17 protein-coding genes are annotated in these 15801 nt (G+C 43.5%); 1 reads left to right on the top strand and 16 read right to left on the bottom strand.

The features are described 5' to 3' along the window. Positions 1 to 4: 4 nt before the first annotated feature. The 8 genes from CST_RS01620 to CST_RS01585 form a co-directional block, all read right to left on the bottom strand. A complete protein-coding gene (locus CST_RS01620; protein ID WP_015358068.1) occupies positions 5 to 322 on the bottom strand; it encodes a V-type ATP synthase subunit F in 318 nt (105 codons plus the stop codon). Beyond that, a complete protein-coding gene (locus tag CST_RS01615) occupies positions 315 to 1322 on the bottom strand; it encodes a V-type ATP synthase subunit C (RefSeq protein WP_015358067.1) in 1008 nt (335 codons plus the stop codon). The genes CST_RS01620 and CST_RS01615 overlap by 8 nt, the downstream gene beginning before the upstream one ends. Positions 1323 to 1345: 23 nt before the next feature. Beyond that, positions 1346 to 1945, bottom strand: a complete 600-nt coding sequence (locus CST_RS01610; protein WP_015358066.1) for a V-type ATP synthase subunit E — start codon at positions 1943 to 1945, stop codon at positions 1346 to 1348. 50 nt (positions 1946 to 1995) lie between these two features. Next, on the bottom strand, positions 1996 to 2451 hold the full coding sequence (locus CST_RS01605; protein ID WP_015358065.1) for a V-type ATP synthase subunit K: 456 nt from the start codon (positions 2449 to 2451) through the stop codon (positions 1996 to 1998). 29 nt (positions 2452 to 2480) lie between these two features. Then, positions 2481 to 4466, bottom strand: coding sequence for a V-type ATP synthase subunit I (locus CST_RS01600; protein ID WP_015484848.1), 1986 nt, complete (start codon positions 4464 to 4466; stop codon positions 2481 to 2483). After that, entirely contained in the window at positions 4456 to 4779 is a 324-nt protein-coding gene (locus tag CST_RS01595; RefSeq protein ID WP_015358063.1) for a V-type ATPase subunit subunit G family protein, read from the bottom strand. The genes CST_RS01600 and CST_RS01595 overlap by 11 nt, the downstream gene beginning before the upstream one ends. 267 nt (positions 4780 to 5046) lie before the next feature. Next, complete coding sequence (locus CST_RS01590) at positions 5047 to 6261, bottom strand: GGDEF domain-containing protein (RefSeq protein WP_015358062.1); 1215 nt, start codon at positions 6259 to 6261, stop codon at positions 5047 to 5049. Positions 6262 to 6438: 177 nt separating this feature from the next. Next, positions 6439 to 7371 (bottom strand): hypothetical protein, encoded by a 933-nt coding sequence (locus tag CST_RS01585; protein WP_015358061.1) that lies wholly within the window; start codon positions 7369 to 7371, stop codon positions 6439 to 6441. 149 nt (positions 7372 to 7520) lie between these two features. On the opposite strand from CST_RS01585, the gene CST_RS01580 reads away from it, so the two are divergent. Next, positions 7521 to 8852, top strand: coding sequence for a hypothetical protein (locus CST_RS01580; protein ID WP_015484846.1), 1332 nt, complete (start codon positions 7521 to 7523; stop codon positions 8850 to 8852). A gap of 3 nt (positions 8853 to 8855) precedes the next feature. Here the strand turns inward: CST_RS01580 and CST_RS01575 are convergent, their stop codons facing one another. From CST_RS01575 to CST_RS01540, 8 genes are all read right to left on the bottom strand, one after another. Next, positions 8856 to 9260, bottom strand: coding sequence for a methylglyoxal synthase (locus CST_RS01575; protein WP_015358059.1), 405 nt, complete (start codon positions 9258 to 9260; stop codon positions 8856 to 8858). A gap of 30 nt (positions 9261 to 9290) precedes the next feature. After that, the gene (gene minE / locus CST_RS01570; RefSeq protein WP_015358058.1) at positions 9291 to 9572 is read right to left on the bottom strand and encodes a cell division topological specificity factor MinE; all 282 of its coding nucleotides are present in this window, start codon (positions 9570 to 9572) and stop codon (positions 9291 to 9293) included. 11 nt (positions 9573 to 9583) lie between these two features. Then, a complete protein-coding gene (minD, locus tag CST_RS01565; RefSeq protein WP_015484845.1) occupies positions 9584 to 10384 on the bottom strand; it encodes a septum site-determining protein MinD in 801 nt (266 codons plus the stop codon). 149 nt (positions 10385 to 10533) lie between these two features. Next, positions 10534 to 11199 carry a septum site-determining protein MinC gene (gene minC, locus CST_RS01560; RefSeq protein WP_015358056.1) on the bottom strand — a complete coding sequence of 222 codons (666 nt, stop codon included), beginning with the start codon at positions 11197 to 11199 and terminating at the stop codon, positions 10534 to 10536. Between the two features lie 65 nt (positions 11200 to 11264). After that, positions 11265 to 13340, bottom strand: coding sequence for a penicillin-binding transpeptidase domain-containing protein (locus CST_RS01555; RefSeq protein ID WP_015358055.1), 2076 nt, complete (start codon positions 13338 to 13340; stop codon positions 11265 to 11267). Positions 13341 to 13357: 17 nt separating this feature from the next. After that, positions 13358 to 13867, bottom strand: a complete 510-nt coding sequence (mreD, locus tag CST_RS01550) for a rod shape-determining protein MreD (RefSeq protein WP_015358054.1) — start codon at positions 13865 to 13867, stop codon at positions 13358 to 13360. Then, complete coding sequence (mreC, locus tag CST_RS01545; protein WP_015358053.1) at positions 13860 to 14705, bottom strand: rod shape-determining protein MreC; 846 nt, start codon at positions 14703 to 14705, stop codon at positions 13860 to 13862. Before mreC ends, mreD begins: the two co-directional genes overlap by 8 nt. Before the next feature lie 58 nt (positions 14706 to 14763). Continuing rightward, positions 14764 to 15780 (bottom strand): rod shape-determining protein, encoded by a 1017-nt coding sequence (locus tag CST_RS01540; protein WP_015358052.1) that lies wholly within the window; start codon positions 15778 to 15780, stop codon positions 14764 to 14766. Positions 15781 to 15801: the final 21 nt, after the last annotated feature.

Raw genomic sequence — 15801 nt, 5'->3', positions numbered from 1 at the left:
GGCTTTATTCGTTAAAAAGAATGTCAGCCCCGACAGCCTTTTCAACGCATTTTTTCACACCCTGCATTCCAATACCCAGACTGCCCTGAATGCCGGGAATTGGAATAACCGCCGGGAAGCGACGTTCCCTGTACTGATTTATCCTGTCAGTGATTTTGGCAGCCGTCTGTTCGGTTATATAAATTACGGCGTAATTCTCCTCTGCCAGTTTAATCAAAGTTTCAACGGCCTGTTCTCTGTTTTCAACCGGGAAAACAGAAAAACCCAGGGATTTAAAACCCAATACCGCATCCTTTTCTCCTATTACACCTATTTTATACATAAATCAAACGCAACCTTTCACGAATCAAATCATTGGGCAATTTATTAATTTTTCCGGTTAATATAATCCGTACATTTTTAATTTCGGTCTCCTTTGCAAAAAGAAACGCAATAAGGGGTTCAATCCCAATTGTAACCATCTTTGCCCTCTGTATATATTTCATAATATAATCATCCAGAGCTTTCTCCAAAGCCTGGATATTTCCTTTTTCGCTAACTTTCACACTTTTCAGCATTTCGGCGCCGATACCTGTTCCGGCGATTTCATTAATGAATTCGCCGACAGATTTCTCGCTGTTGCTGAAATATACGGATTTGTCAATTTTTCCGCCGTCAATGAGAATATTCCTGATAAAAGTGATCTGTCTGTTAAGGACACGTGCCCTTGCGAACATTTTTATATTCGTAGTATCTGCAATAACATCGGCGAGCTCTTTCACAAAATCATTTTCAATGCTTTTTAAATCCTCATAGAACCGGCGGTATAAAGCCTTATCAAGTATTAAATCTATTGCCTGCGGATCCCGGGTTCTTGAAAAAACGTCATAAACCTCGGCAATTGCCTCCCGCATAACCGGAAAAAGCGCGTCATAATCCCGCTCCCGGATAATCCTCACTATTTCGGCCGCCGAATATGTTCCTGTTTCAACAAGAATGGGCGGTATCTCCTGGTTTGACAGTTCGGCCTTTAAAAGGACCTTCACATTGAAGAAATCATATCTCCTTTTAAAGGCCTTTATAACCTCTTTATCCGGCGCTATTTCGGACAAAAAGGCATAGGTTTTCCTCATCTCATCAGCCAAAAGGGCATCAAATTCCAGCACGTTCTTTGTGCTTTCACTGCCCATGCCGTATTCGGCTTCGGCCAATACCTTATATGCTTCCTCTGCGTCCGGAGATTCAAGCATTCTGTCAAACCTGCTTTTGTCCAGGAGTTTTATTTCTCTCGCCCGTATTCGTCCTGCGGCATATGCATAATCATCCTGATTAACTCTTATCATTGTATCCCTCGTTTTTTAAAACCTTAGGAAAAAAGAATTTTTACCACGTCATTTTCAAGCCTGGGTTTCAACATTTCAAACAATACTTCGAAGGTATTGTTTATTTCCATGTCCTTATACCTTAAAACAAAACCTCCGGCAGTTCTGATGCTGTCCTCTGCTAATACCAGTTTTCCTTCCTTTCCGCAGTCTTTTATCTTTCTGTTTATGTTCTTTACAAAATCCTTGTCAATTCTTTTTTTATCCGCTTCCGACAGTAAAATTTCCCCGTCTTCGCCTTTTGCCGCTTCAACAATCATGTTCACAAGCAAATTCTGGTAATCACGGTCGGAAATTCCGCATAACCTGTCCATAGCCTTCCTGAACGCCTCTTCCACCAAATCCTGTTTTGTCCTCAGGACCTCCTTGCGTCCTTCAAGATCGGCTTCGGACAGCATTCTGCGATATATTTCCTTTCCGTCGGTTTCACCTTTTTTAAGAATTTCGGCTTTTTTTCGCTCTGCCTCTTTTAAGGCATTTTCCTTTATTTCCCGGGCTTCAGCCTCAGCTTCCTTAATTATTTGCCCGGCCCTTGCCTCAGCATCCTCAAGAATTTTGGCTTTTATTTTCTCAGTTCCTGTCATTTGGAAAGCTCCTTTATTTACAACTGCCTTTCAAAGAATCAATACCGTAATTATCTGATCATCAGAATTGATACAATCAGGGACAAAATAGCAAACATTTCAACCATCAGTGCAAGTGTAATGGCACTTCCCAAACCTTCGGGACGTTTCGAAATCATCTGGATACCTGCCGCTGCAACCTTGCCTTGGAAAATTGCCGAAACCAGACCTACAATTCCTACCGGCAAACCTGCTATAAAAAGACTTAATCCCTGTTGCAGTGTCATGGACTCGTTAACATTACCGATGATAAGGAAAGCAATAACAAAACCGTAAATGGCCTGTGTACTCGGAAGCGCCTCAAGCAACATTACCGAGCCGAATTTCGACGGGTCCTCCGATAATACACCGGCACCTGTCTGACCGGCAAGACCAACCCCTTTGGATGAACCTAAACCGGCAACCAAAAAAGCCACAGCAGCACCCAGGTAAGCAAAAAACTGTCCTGTCAAAATATTCTCCAACATCGTCAAAAACCTCCACTTTCCTCTTCTTTTCATGCGGTATGAATTGTCTGCATTTCATAATCCGCATTAAGTTTCAGTTTCGTATACTTTGTATTTATTTTCAACGGACTGAAGGCTTCGCCTCCGCCCGTGTAAAACTTGCCAAAAAACTCAAGATACTGTAGCCTGCATGAATGCACATACGCACCCAAAGCATTAATTCCGAAGTTTACCGCATGTCCGACCACAAGTATTACAACGGCAACAATTACTTTCAGTACTATAGGCATATCAAACATGACGCTCAACTGGTTTACGATAGACGCAATAATCGCCGTCGCAAGTCCGAGGGCCAACAGTCTCGAATACGACAATACATCACTCAGGAAACTGACAACATTGTAAAGGCTGGACAAGCCACCTGCTATTTTGCCAAAGATGTTTTTCCTATCCCTGCCCTGTGTCAGCAGAAGCAGTACTCCGCCTACAACAAGCATATATCTGCCGATATTAACAAGAGGTGCAACTTTGTCCTGATTTACAGCCGGTGCGTAAGGCAACAGGAAAAGGACGGCCCCGGTGTAAAAAATATACACAAATCCTACATCATAAAGAGCATCAAGGTATTTTTTTTCACGTATCAAATTGGCCGCCTTAATGGCAAAACCGGCATAAATGTGAATAATCCCGAAAAGCAATGACCAGCTTAACATTCTCTCGGGCTCACTGACCATGTCAAACCATACGGCATAGCGCACAAGTGAGCTGATTCCAAACCAGCCGCCAAACATCAGTCCCCAGAACATGGTGGAAAGGCCACAGAAAAACATCAATTTCATAAATTTTCTCATTTCGTCTTCAAGCTTGAAACGCCATAAAATTATTCCGGACAATAATGACAAAATCAATCCATAACCACCGTCTGAAAACATAAGTCCGAAAAACATTATGAAAAACGGGGCCATAACAGCGTTTGGATCTATCTCTCTGCTGCTGGGGAGACTGTACATCTTCATTACAGGCTCACCGGTTTCGGCGATGCCTCTGTTTTCAAGCAATACGGGGAACTCCTCATTCTTGCCGGGTTCTTCTATTTCAACGTATACAACAAATTTTGATTCAAGAAGCTTTTTCACGTCCGGGGCGTTTCTTTCAGGCACCCAGCCTTTTATCATGAATACTTTTTTTGTCTTTATAAACTTCTCTGTAGCTTCAAGCCGGCTTTTTTCCATTAATAGCCAGTCGTATAAAACCTCCATTTCACTTCTGTGCCCGGCCATGTTCTTTATCTTTTCAATCGTTTTTTCCCGTTCTGACATTATTTCACTAATACGGCCGTTTATTCTTTCAATGTTTTCAGCCACCGTTCCCGTCAGCCCGGAAAAAGTTGCCCTGCTATATCCTTTTGACTGCAAATAAGACAGGCATTCCTCTTCATTTTCCCTGTGAACTATAAAAAACACATAATGCTGATCCTTGTCACTGTTTATTCTTTCCACATATGAATTCGGAATCTTTTCAGTCAGTTCCGCCACGACCGAATTCCAGTCAACAATGGAAGGTATTGTGCCGTACTGAAAAACTGTTTTCTGCGTACCGGCGAAATCCAGAGGTACATCAAGTTCCTTCCACGGCAAAAGCGACAAATACAGGTTGTTAAGCCTGTTTTCCTCTGATTTGAGGCTGACAAGATATTCTTCCTTTTTGAGTATATCGGTTACCAAATTCCAAACCGACTCTCTGTTCTTAACAATACCGTTAAACTCGGATATGTTGACTTCCCGGCGGCCGCCGAACAATGACGCTTTCACAGGTGCGTACCTGCCAAGGCAGTCCAGCGCCGAGTCAATATATGAAAGCTCTGTTTCAATACGCTGTAACTCGGAATTTACATCGGGATTGCCGATTAATTCACCGTATTCATCTATATCAACATCACTTATCTCAACAACACCAAGTTCCATTAATGTTTTTGTCAGTTCTTCGCGCTGATATTCCATACCCAGAAGGGTAATTTTGTTCATTTTAACGATCACTGCGAGTCACGATCCTCCCGACTATAAACTTTGCTGCATCTTCAATTTTTTTATCGGCCTTTTCGCGAATATCCTGACACTCCTTCTGAACTTTTTTCCGTAATTCTTCTATATCTTTCAGTGCTTTTTGCTCATAAGACCTGACAATTTCAGCGGCTTCACGCTCTGCCTCCCGCTCTTTTTCCGCCTGTAAGGCAGAAGCCTCCTTCCTTGCCGATGCAACAATCTCCCTGGCTTTTTTCAGTGCTTCCTGCTCTTTCTGCTCAGCCAGCTGTTCCACCGAGATAATATCCTTTAACAGAGAAATAGCCATTCGGATCACCCCAGAAATGAAAGTATGTTAGGACTATATCAAAGCTTTTTTCCCTTACAAATCTCGTTATATTATAACAGTTTTCCGGCGAACAAACAAGCAAAACGCTCAAACAGAGTGTATTTCATTGCAATTTTGACATATGAGTCAGATATTGCTTAACATGCCATAATCCACGCTTTGTATTCTTTCAAAAGAAACGGTGGATGAAATGAAATACATATATAACATAAGCCTCCAGAGCAGGCAAGCTTTTCATTATTAATATTAATACACTATGCAGTTTCTGCCGCTGGCTTTTGCCTGATAAACTGCCTTATCCGCCATTTCAATGATTTCCGCATCGGTGCGGTTGCGTGTTTTCTCATTTTTTTCAGCAATTCCGATACTCACGGTTACTCTGACCATTTCGGTCCCGCCGGGCGGTAGTTTACCTTTTGGCTTTTTCCTGGGCCTGTCGGGACTTCTTACAATAAACGGTCTCTTCTGCACCGCGTTCCTTATCCTCTCCAATACAGGCAGTACTTCTTTTATGGTTTTCTTCGGAAAGATTATGACGAATTCTTCCCCTCCGTACCGGAACACTTTACCTCCCCTTGCATACTTCTGAAGGCATGACGCCACCATTCGGAGAACCTCGTCCCCTACCTGATGCCCAAACCTGTCGTTTACTTTCTTAAAGTGATCCACGTCAATGATTGCAAGGGTATATCTGTTTCCAATCCTCAAAAATTCCTGCTCCATAGCCCTTCTTGTCAAAACCCCTGTCAGGGCGTCATGATATGCAAGGGAGTATGACGCTTCAAACAACGCAATAACGAAAATTAAAAAGACCGCTGAAGAAAACAGTGACATAATATCAGGGAAAGGAATAAAATGCAATATAATAAAACAGCCCAGAGTAGCGCCGATAAAAGCCATATCCATGTTGGATGAATAAACCATGAACCGTGCCAGCAGAACACACAAGCAAAGGATAAAAAGAAAAACGCTTATTACCGGTATTCCCTGAACATTCTCGTCGTTTCTGAACATAAATTCAACACTCTTCAGATTGGCAAGCCATGGTTTCGCACTGCCCGCGTCTATTACAGCGAAAAGCACCATGCCTGTGAACACAAGCCCCTTTATCAATCCATGTCTGCTGGTAATACCCCTTTCCTCAACTACAGCCAGTATTATAAAAATTACAGGAATGAAAATGGAAATGCCGTTTCTGAATACTGCCGGATTAAGCTTTCCGGGCGATGATAAAACAGCAAAGGAAAGAAGTAGCACGCATACGGCATAAAAAACCCTGCTGTGCTGAAACCATACGCTTAATACCATTGCAAAAAACGCAAAAATATACGGAACAGTAACAAAAACTGCATTCAGTCCGCTGTCGGGCGCAAAAGCCCCCATTGCCAATATCCAGGCTATTAGCAGAATAATAAAGGGTATTACCGCAATTATCACTTTTTTATTATTTAATCTAAACATAAGCCCTCACAATACAAGACAAAAAGGCTGAGAACGAAGCTCTCAGAATCCTGACAACAATATACGGAAAATACAATCTTTCTACATCTTAGATTATATAATACCTCAATTTATAAAACAACCTGTAATTTCCAACAACAAAAGGGAGGATTTTCTCCTCCCTTAATAATTACCGCCTTACCTTCTTCTGCGCCGGTCCTCTTCCCTCTCTTCGTCTCTTTCTTCCCTATCCTTTCTCTTGTTTTTTTCTTCTTCCGCTGCTTCCTCTGTAGGGAAGTCAAAAATCTGCGGCGGGAAGAACTGGTCAAACGGGAAGTCAATGGATTCAAACAGTTCGCACGGATTTTCGTCAGTTCCTGCAACACATTCACGGGTCGGGATGCAGAAATCGAAAGCGGGGATCAACAGCTGTACAAGTCTGGTCAACTTGATTATTGAAAACAGTCCCAGTGTTACAACTACCCGTTTGGGCGGCAAGAACCTTCTTCCAACTGCTGCGACGTTGTCCAGGCTGTCGTCATCTTCTTCGTCCTCAATATCGCCGAACGGTCTTACGGGGCTGCAACGTACGCGTTTAATCTGGGTATTCAGTACAAGAGGTTCGGCAACCTCAACCTTGACATTCGGCAGGTTATCCTGCTGAATTGTCGCATTGCATCCGTCTTCATCGGTCCCATGGTAATTATTGGGATCCACTGAGCTGAATATCTTCACCTGACCTTCGGAACCGAAAAGAATGACTGTCTTGCTGAACCATACGTATCCGGTCTTTGTATCGGATACACACATATTACCGAACTGGTCGCGGTGGGTAAATTCGACACGAACCCTTATCTTGTAGCGTACATTGACGGTAAAGTATCCTCTTTTGAACGGAACGTCCTCCAGATCGGTGAAAACTTTCACAACCTCTGCCTCTCTGACCCGTACTTTCACCGCTTTGTCAATTAAGTTCTGTACATCATCAACAAAGTCCACCACTGCATCTTCTATACAATCCTTTTCTCTGCAGTGATCGTACACTTTTTCAACCTGTACGCAAACAGCCTCCCGAAGTTTGCAGATGTCCTCGCCGTCTATCAGGCCGGCAACAACCTGCTCCTTTCTCATAACATTACATTCCCCCATCGTTTAAAGTATTTCAATTACATAATATGAATGAAGAATTTTTTGGTGATTAAAAGCGGCTGACGAATAATTTATAATGCCGGTGAATATAAATGCATGGGACGAAATGCCTTCGACGCGGAGGAGCAAATATGTACAATCCTGAAAACAGGCAATACATCCTTAAAAACAGTCTGGGCATATCATATCATGTCTACTTTGAAGAAGGGCGCGGACTGTGCATACGAATGCTTAGTGACAGCAAAATATGGTCGAGGGGATATGTGCTTGACAAATCGGCAATAAATGATTTCGCAGCGGCTCTGGACAAAAACGACGTTTTTCATTTCTTTTACCAGACCCGCGACGGAAGTCTCAATTACGGCCACGGTATGCACGGACAGATAGAAACCAGGCCTGTTTTAAACAGCAGGGATCCTGTCCCGTGGACAAAGCATGTTTCACTTATTTTACTGGAAAAAGCCACTGTATTTTTTTATGTTTTAAGATACCAAAGCAGACATATCATATCAATGCAGACAATTCAGAACGGCAAACTTTCAAGGCCGGTCGCGATTGACTATGTGGAAAATGCGTGTTACAGATCAATTGCCGATCACGAGGGAAAATGCCACCTCTTTTACGCCGGATCAGACGGTTTGAAAAATCATTTGTATCACAGAACCATGAAAGAAGATTTAACGGGTTTTAATCCCCCTGAAAGAATATTTTCCACTGAATTTTCCCTTGGCTCTGTTTCGGCAACATGCACCGGCGGCAATAAAATTCATGTTTCTTTCGGAGTATCCGGCGACGGCTTTTATGAAATTTTATACAAAAACCTGGCGGGCGATAGGGAAGCCATAAGCTTGTATAAAGGGGAGAATGCTCCCGGACATTCGGGGCTTGTCTGCAGCGGCGGTACAGTTTATTTTTTCCGCGCTGCTGACGGGAATTTGTATTTCAGAAGTTCCGAAAACGACGGACAGGACTGGACGAATGAGGCACCGTATCCCATCGGAAACAATATTGTCTGCTTTTCCTATGCATCCAACCATAAGGATGAAAACATATTCCCGGGGGAAATCCCCGGCAATTTCACCCGTGGATATAAACTTGCCTTTTTGGAACAGGACAGAATAAAGCCAGTTAATGTAAAAAAGCCGCAGACCAGTACTGAAACCGAAATTTTGAACGGCCTTGAAACAAAAATACTGCAGCTTCAGAAGCATCTGGATAATATACAAAATAATATACAAAAGGAATTTGATAACCTGCAGAACGAGCTGACCAAACTGTGGCTGACCCAGAAAAGTTTTGAAAAAAAACTCATATATCTGGATGGATTGTATGCCGAATTACAGGATCGGATTTTATACGAGCCTGAAGAAAACAAATGCAATAAAAAAATACCGCCTTCTTATTCCTCCGAAAGCTTCCATAGCCTTCCTGCTGCGGAGGAAATAAGCCGGGAAGACGCGTAAAACCTACCGGTCCGAAGAGTGGACCAGTTCACGCCATGCAAAATCACCACGATACAGTCCGTTGATTAGTATTTCGGCAGTGGCGAGATTTGTGGCAAACGGAATATTGTTTCTGTCGCAGTACGCCCGTATGGTGTTAAAACCCACAAGTTCCTCTTCGCTCCTGTTCGGATCCATGAAGAATATAACCAGGTCCATTTCGTTATATGCGACTCTCGCGGCAATCTGCTCTTCGCCGAGATGACCGTATTCCAGGCAGTTTACTTCCAGCCCCGTCGCTTCGGCGATCATTGCTCCCGTCCCTGCCGTGGCATATAAGGTATGATCCTTTAATATGAATTTATAGGCTATACAAAAAGCCTCCATTAATTCTTTTTTATTGTCATGCGCAATTAATGCAATATTCATCCATTGCCTCCAGGCAGCTCAGATTTATATTTATCTTCCAACATTTTTTACGCTTTTTATAGGTATATTTGCGATGAGGGCAGGAACAACCCCTTCCCCGTCTTCGCTCTGTGTCCGGGTAAGTTGTATGTCCAAATCCTCCTCATCAATTTCCATATAATTCTGAATTACTTTTATTATCTCACCCTTTACCATTTCAAGAAACTGGGGTGATACATTTGCCCTGTCGTGAATAAGAACCAGTTTAAGCCTCTCCTTTGCCACATCCTTCGATGTGCGCTTGCGACTTAATTTGCTGAAAAGCTCAAGCATAACAGCACCCCCTAGGCCGACTTAAAGCCTAACAATTTTTTCATCTTCGCCAGAAAACCGTCGTGGCCGTTAAGATTTAGAAGGGGTACCTCTTCTCCCATAAGCCTTCTGGTAATATTCCGGTAAGCCTGTCCTGCCAGTGATTTGTTGTCGGCTACAGCAGGCTCACCACGGTTCGTTGAAATGATGATGTTTTCATCATCGGGAACCACACCAATAAGGTCTATGGCAAGGATGTCTATAATATCCTCAATAGACATCATATCCCCTTTTTTGACCATATCGGGTCTTACTCTGTTGATAAGAAGCATAGGCTTCTTTATTTCATGAGCCTCGAGAATCCCTATGACTCTGTCTGCGTCCCTTACCGCGGAAACCTCGGGCGTGGTTACGACTATCGCCCTGTCAGCGCCCGCAATGGCATTTTTGAAGCCCTGTTCAATGCCTGCAGGACAGTCTATCAATATGTAATCATACTCCTCTCTCAGTTCATCGCACAGCTTAACCATCTGTTCCGGGGACACGGCATTCTTATCCCGTGTTTGTGCGGCGGGGAGGAGGTATAATCCGTCATACCGTTTATCCTTTATTAAAGCCTGCTTTATGCGGCATACACCTTCTACGACATTCACTAAATCATATACTATTCTGTTTTCAAGCCCCATTACCAAATCCAGATTCCTAAGGCCGATATCCGCGTCAATCAGTACCACCTTTTTCCCAAGCAGCGCCAATCCTGTGCCAAGATTAGCAGTCGTAGTGGTTTTACCAACGCCGCCTTTACCCGAAGTAATAACTATAACTTCGCCCATATCATCCATTCCCCCGTCAAGAACAACTCTTCCTTCGTGTCGCGTTACATCCTTACGCTTACAACTTATTAACACTACTGTCTAATTGTAACTATATCGGTTTTTCAGCCAGTTGTCAACAAACGAGGCCGGTGCCGGTGATGAAAAATTCACAGCGGCTCAACATATATCCGGCCTTCCCTGACTACTGCAATTTCCGGCTGAATTTCCCCGTCTTCGTCGGTATCAGGACACCTTGTTATAATATCGCCGATACGCAGCTGTGTCGGGGCGAGTCTCAATGCCGCCACAAATGCATCTCTGTTACCGTCGGCCCCGGCATGTACCATTCCCCTGAGAGCCCCGAAAATAACTACATTGCCTGCAGCTACAATTTCGCTTCCGGGATTTACGTCACCTATTACCACCACATTTCCCTCAAACAGAATGCGCGTACCGCCCCGTACCGTTCCCCTTATAAACTTGCACGGACCTTCTTCGAGATCCTTGAAATAAATCCTGCGTAACGGCATGCCTGATATATTCTGAGGTTTCTCAATTTCCACCGGCGGCGGGACAACTTCATATTTCACGTCCTCAACCGTAACCGAACTGTTTTCCTGCATAACGTTTACAAGTCTTTTTTCTTCATCCGCACTGAGTTTTTTTCCACGGTATATCACTTTCAGTTTTGCGCCGCGGAAAAACCTTTCGGCAGCTTTTACTTTCATGGCAATCTGGTCCATGATCCGGTCTGTTTCCATTTCCTCCGGAATTGTAATAACCAGGCCCTCAGCAGTACCTTTAAATGAAATCACTTTTGCACCGTTTTCCATTTCATACCCTCTTTTTTTATAATTATCGGAGCATTAAGCTTTATATTAATTAAAGGCAGATGGCCTCAGTTTGCCTGATCCTTTAAGTTGAAGTACGCCATTAAAACATCCCTGGCTATTGGTGCCGTGAACGCACCTCTTACCCCCTTTTCGACAACAACGGCAACTGCAATTTCAGGATCGTCCGCCGGAGCATAACATACAAACAGCGCGTTGGAAGAATGCTTGCCTTTCAAAGCCGTTTCCGCCGTTCCCGTCTTGCCTGCAACCTCAAAGGGAAAATCCTTAAAGGCTGAAACCGCAGTTCCGTCCTGGGAATTTGCAACCGCGACCATTCCTTTCTTCACGGCCTTGATTGTTGATGCTTTTGCCCCGGTTTCCCTGTATTTTATTTCGGTTTCTTCCACATTACCTTGATAGTCCACTTTTTTCCTGACCAGGTGAGGTGTATACAGTTTTCCGCCGTTGGCGATACTCGCGACATAGTTTACAAGCTGAATGGGCGTAAAAGCATTGTATAACTGTCCAATGGACGCATTGCAGGTGTCTGCCGGCACCCAGCCTTCATTCAGATATTTCTTCTTATATTCCTTTGACGCAAGGGAACCTATATCCTCTGAAATTTCAATTCCGGTCTTGCTTCCAAAACCAAAATTTTTCGCCCATTTCACTATATTATCTATACCCGTCTCAAACCCGATCTGGAAAAAGAACATATTGCTGGACGTAGCAAGGGCCTTCTCGAGGTTTATCCATTTCTGGTCTCCTTCCGGGTTTGTCCATATTAATCCCCCGATTTCCTTCTTATACGGGCAGTAAATCACTGTTTCAGGCTCAATTACACCGCTTTCCAGTGCAGCTATGGCCACCAGCGGTTTATATGTCGAACCCGGAGCGTAAGCACCGTTACATGCTCTGTTTAATGTAATATTGTCCGGATTATTTAACAGATAGCTTATTTGTTCATAATCTCCTTCAAGAAAAACAGAAGGGTCAAAGGTGGGATAGCTGACCATTGCCAGTATTTCCCCTGTTTTAACGTCCATAGCCACAACGGCGCCTGCGTTTGCATCGTGGTAATTGTCCCTGTGATCGGTGTTTCTGATTATTTCTATATTCCTCTCCAGTGATTCCAGCGCAGTTTTCTGAAGATTCAAATCAATGGTCAGATAAATGTCCTTTCCCGGCGTTGGTGCAACTTCCACTTCATAAGACGCAAGCCTTCCCTCGGTGTCCACCTCTTTACGTATCTTTCCGTTGATTCCCCGCAGTTCCTGCTCCATAGCAAACTCTATGCCCGACACTCCCACAATGTCGTTTGGCGTATAACCAAGCTCGGGGTATTTTTGCGACCATTCCTCATAATACGAACCAATGTTTCCCATATACCCAAGTACATGGGCAATCACACTGGCATCGTAATATTCTCTGAAAGGTTTGGTAAATGTGCTGAAGCCGGGGAATTCACTGTTCCTTTCCTCAAGTACGCTTACCGTCTCAATGGATACGTCTTCGGCTATCAGCAGCGGATTTTCCAGTGTCGCGGGTTTAATCAGCATTTCATACCTTAACTCCATAATGCGGAATGCCTCTTCATCGGTATATTTCGGATCAATGCCGAAAGTCTTTTCCCGCATGTAATTGAAAACTTCCTTCGGACTTGCTTCCATCAACAGTTTCTCGTCCTCATCTCTTACGGAAATTTGTTTTATAAGGCCCTCCCTGTTAACCTTAAAAGTGTAATCATTTATATTGAAGATACTTCTGAGTGTGGATTTGTAGGTATCTCCGTTTTGTTCAAGAAGCTTGACGAATTTGTACAGCATTTCGTTTTTTTCATCACTGGGCATTTCGGTATCCACATATTCTATACAGTACCCCATCCTGTTTCCTGCAATGGGAATTCCGTTGCGATCGTAGATATTGCCACGGTTTGCATAAATAACCCCTCTGGTGACAATCCTTTTCGTTGAAGTGTCAAGATATTCCTGTCCGTTCACAATCTGCAAATTCACAAGATGGCGCAGAAAAACCGCACAGCACAGTATAATGATAATAAGATAGATTATATATCTTCTTTTTATGTCCTTAAGCTTCTTTTTCTCCTTTTCTTCCTCACTGAGATCGTACTTTCCGGCCACGTCGTCACCTCCTTAATTCATGTGCGGATAAGACTGTATTTGTCAATTTTTCTGTATACAAGCGAGACAAGCTTAAACACAGGATAAGAAAGTACTGCGTTGTATAAACATTCGGGAAGTATAAGCTTCGTAACAACAAACAGAAAATCTTCGTATCCTTTCAGGAAAAAAGTAATCAAATAGTATAACGTTTCTATCGCGAGAGTTGAAGTAAATGCGAAAAAAACCGGAATTAAAGGGTTTTCTTTGTATAATTTCGGATTTATCCGGGCTATAATAAAATTCGCCAGAAAAAAGCCCAAACCATACCATCCCACTGCCCTGCCGACAAGAATATCCATTCCGAGTCCTAACGCCAGTCCGGTAAATGCCGACTCCAAATCATTTCTCAGAAGGGCAACCGATACCGCTACAATCAAAAGCAGGTTGGGTCTTATTCCGTGTATCTCTATATACCCGAGAACTGTGCTCTGCAGAAGACACGCAACATATATTAAAGAAGTCACAATAAGGATTTTTTTAGTCATCGCCGTTCCCCTGTTCTGCCCCTACTTTTATGACAACAACCTCTTCAAGCCTTCTGAAATCCACAGCCGGTTTTACAATTGCATAATAATCAAACTGCCCTTCATTTTTGACAATCTGAACAATTTCGCCGATAATGATTCCCTTTGGGTAAATGCTGCTTAAGCCTGACGTTTCCACCGTATCGCCTACAGCCACTTCCACATCGGGAGGTATGTAGTCCAAACGGCACAATCCCTGTGTCCTGAGCTGAGAGTCACCTCTTAATATTACAAGATCCCTTGATTTGGAAAGCCTTGCAGAAACAGAACTTTCAGTATCAATAATTGAAACAACCTTTGATGTAAACAAATCCACTTTTGCCACACGGCCTACAAGGCCGTTGGCATTTATAACCGGATCGTTGACACTTATGCCGTCCCTGCTTCCCCTGTCTATGGTAAAGGTTTCAAAAAGGTTTCCTGAATCTTTCGCAATTATATTGCAACCCACAATCTCCTGCGTAAACTGTTCTTTAAAATCCAAAAGCTTTCTTAAATTTTCATTCTCTTTCTGAAGTCTGTAAACATTTTCCAGTTCCTGTTCCATCTGCTGCAGTTTCTTCTTCAGTTCCTTGTTTTCCTCTCTTGCCGTACGGACCTCGCGAAAAAAGTTTATCGAATCCTTTACCCAGTTTGATACGCCCACTATTCCTTTCTGCAGGGGACTTAACGGTACGGTAAGGACATTCCTCACAACGTTCATCCGGCTGTTTTCTCCTGCAGTCAGCGCTGCAAGGACAAATATCAGCACTACCACCGCCGATATAATAAAAATTTTATTGCTGAAAATTCTTCTCAAAAGCTGACCCCTTCCTGAAAATTATCATAAGAACCAACGGGGCTTTCCCCTGCGCTTTCTACCTGCCCTTGTTTGTGGATATTAACACGCTCCTCAAAACGTCAATCTCTTCAAGAACTTTTCCGGCTCCCAGAGCCACGCAGTCAAGAGGATATTCGGCTATTTTTACCGGTATTCCCGTTTCCCTGTGAATAAGCTGATCCAAGCCTTTCAATAATGCGCCGCCGCCAGTAAGCATTATTCCCTGCTCCATTATGTCAGCAGCCAGCTCAGGAGGTGTCTTTTCCAATGTATATTTAATTGCGTCAACAATTGAATTTATGGGTTCTGCAAGGGCTTCTCTGATTTCCTCGGATTTTATCTCTATTTCCCGCGGAAGACCTGTTACCAGATCACGCCCTGAAATCCTGTATCTGATTTCTTCTTCCAGAGGATATGCCGAACCTACGTTTATTTTTATGTCCTCAGCCGTGCGCTCTCCTATCATTAAATTATATTCCTTTTTTACATAAAGAACAATAGCGTCATCCAGCTCATCCCCGCCAATTCTCAGCGATCTGCTGACCACAATGCCGCCCAGCGAAATAACCGCCACTTCGCTGGTTCCGCCGCCTATATCAACCACCATGCTTCCGGTGGGTTCATCCACAGGGAGATTGGCCCCAATAGCCGCCGCCATTGGTTCCTCAATAAGATATGCTTCTTTTGCTCCTGCATGGAGCGTGGCATCAATAACAGCCCTTTTTTCCACTTCTGTTACTCCAGAAGGCACGCATACAACAACCCTCGGCTTTACAAACAGACCGTTTCCGATAGCTTTGCGTATAAAATATTTCAGCATCCCCTGGGTTACCTGGAAATCAGCAATAACGCCGTCTTTCATCGGTCTTATAGCAGTTATGTTGCCGGGAGTGCGGCCGATCATGTTTTTGGCTTCAATCCCGACTGCAAGGACCTCACCGGTATGATTGTTTATCGCCACCACTGAAGGTTCCCTGATTACAATTCCTTTTGACTTTACATGTACCAGTGTGTTCGCCGTTCCCAAGTCTATACCTATATCTTTCGTAAACATAACATTCCGCTCCTTTTGCTC

Source organism: Thermoclostridium stercorarium subsp. stercorarium DSM 8532 (assembly GCF_000331995.1).
Lineage (GTDB): Bacteria > Bacillota > Clostridia > DSM-8532 > DSM-8532 > Thermoclostridium > Thermoclostridium stercorarium.
Note: the sequence above shows the minus strand (reverse complement) of the source record. Positions and strands in the feature narration are given on the sequence as shown.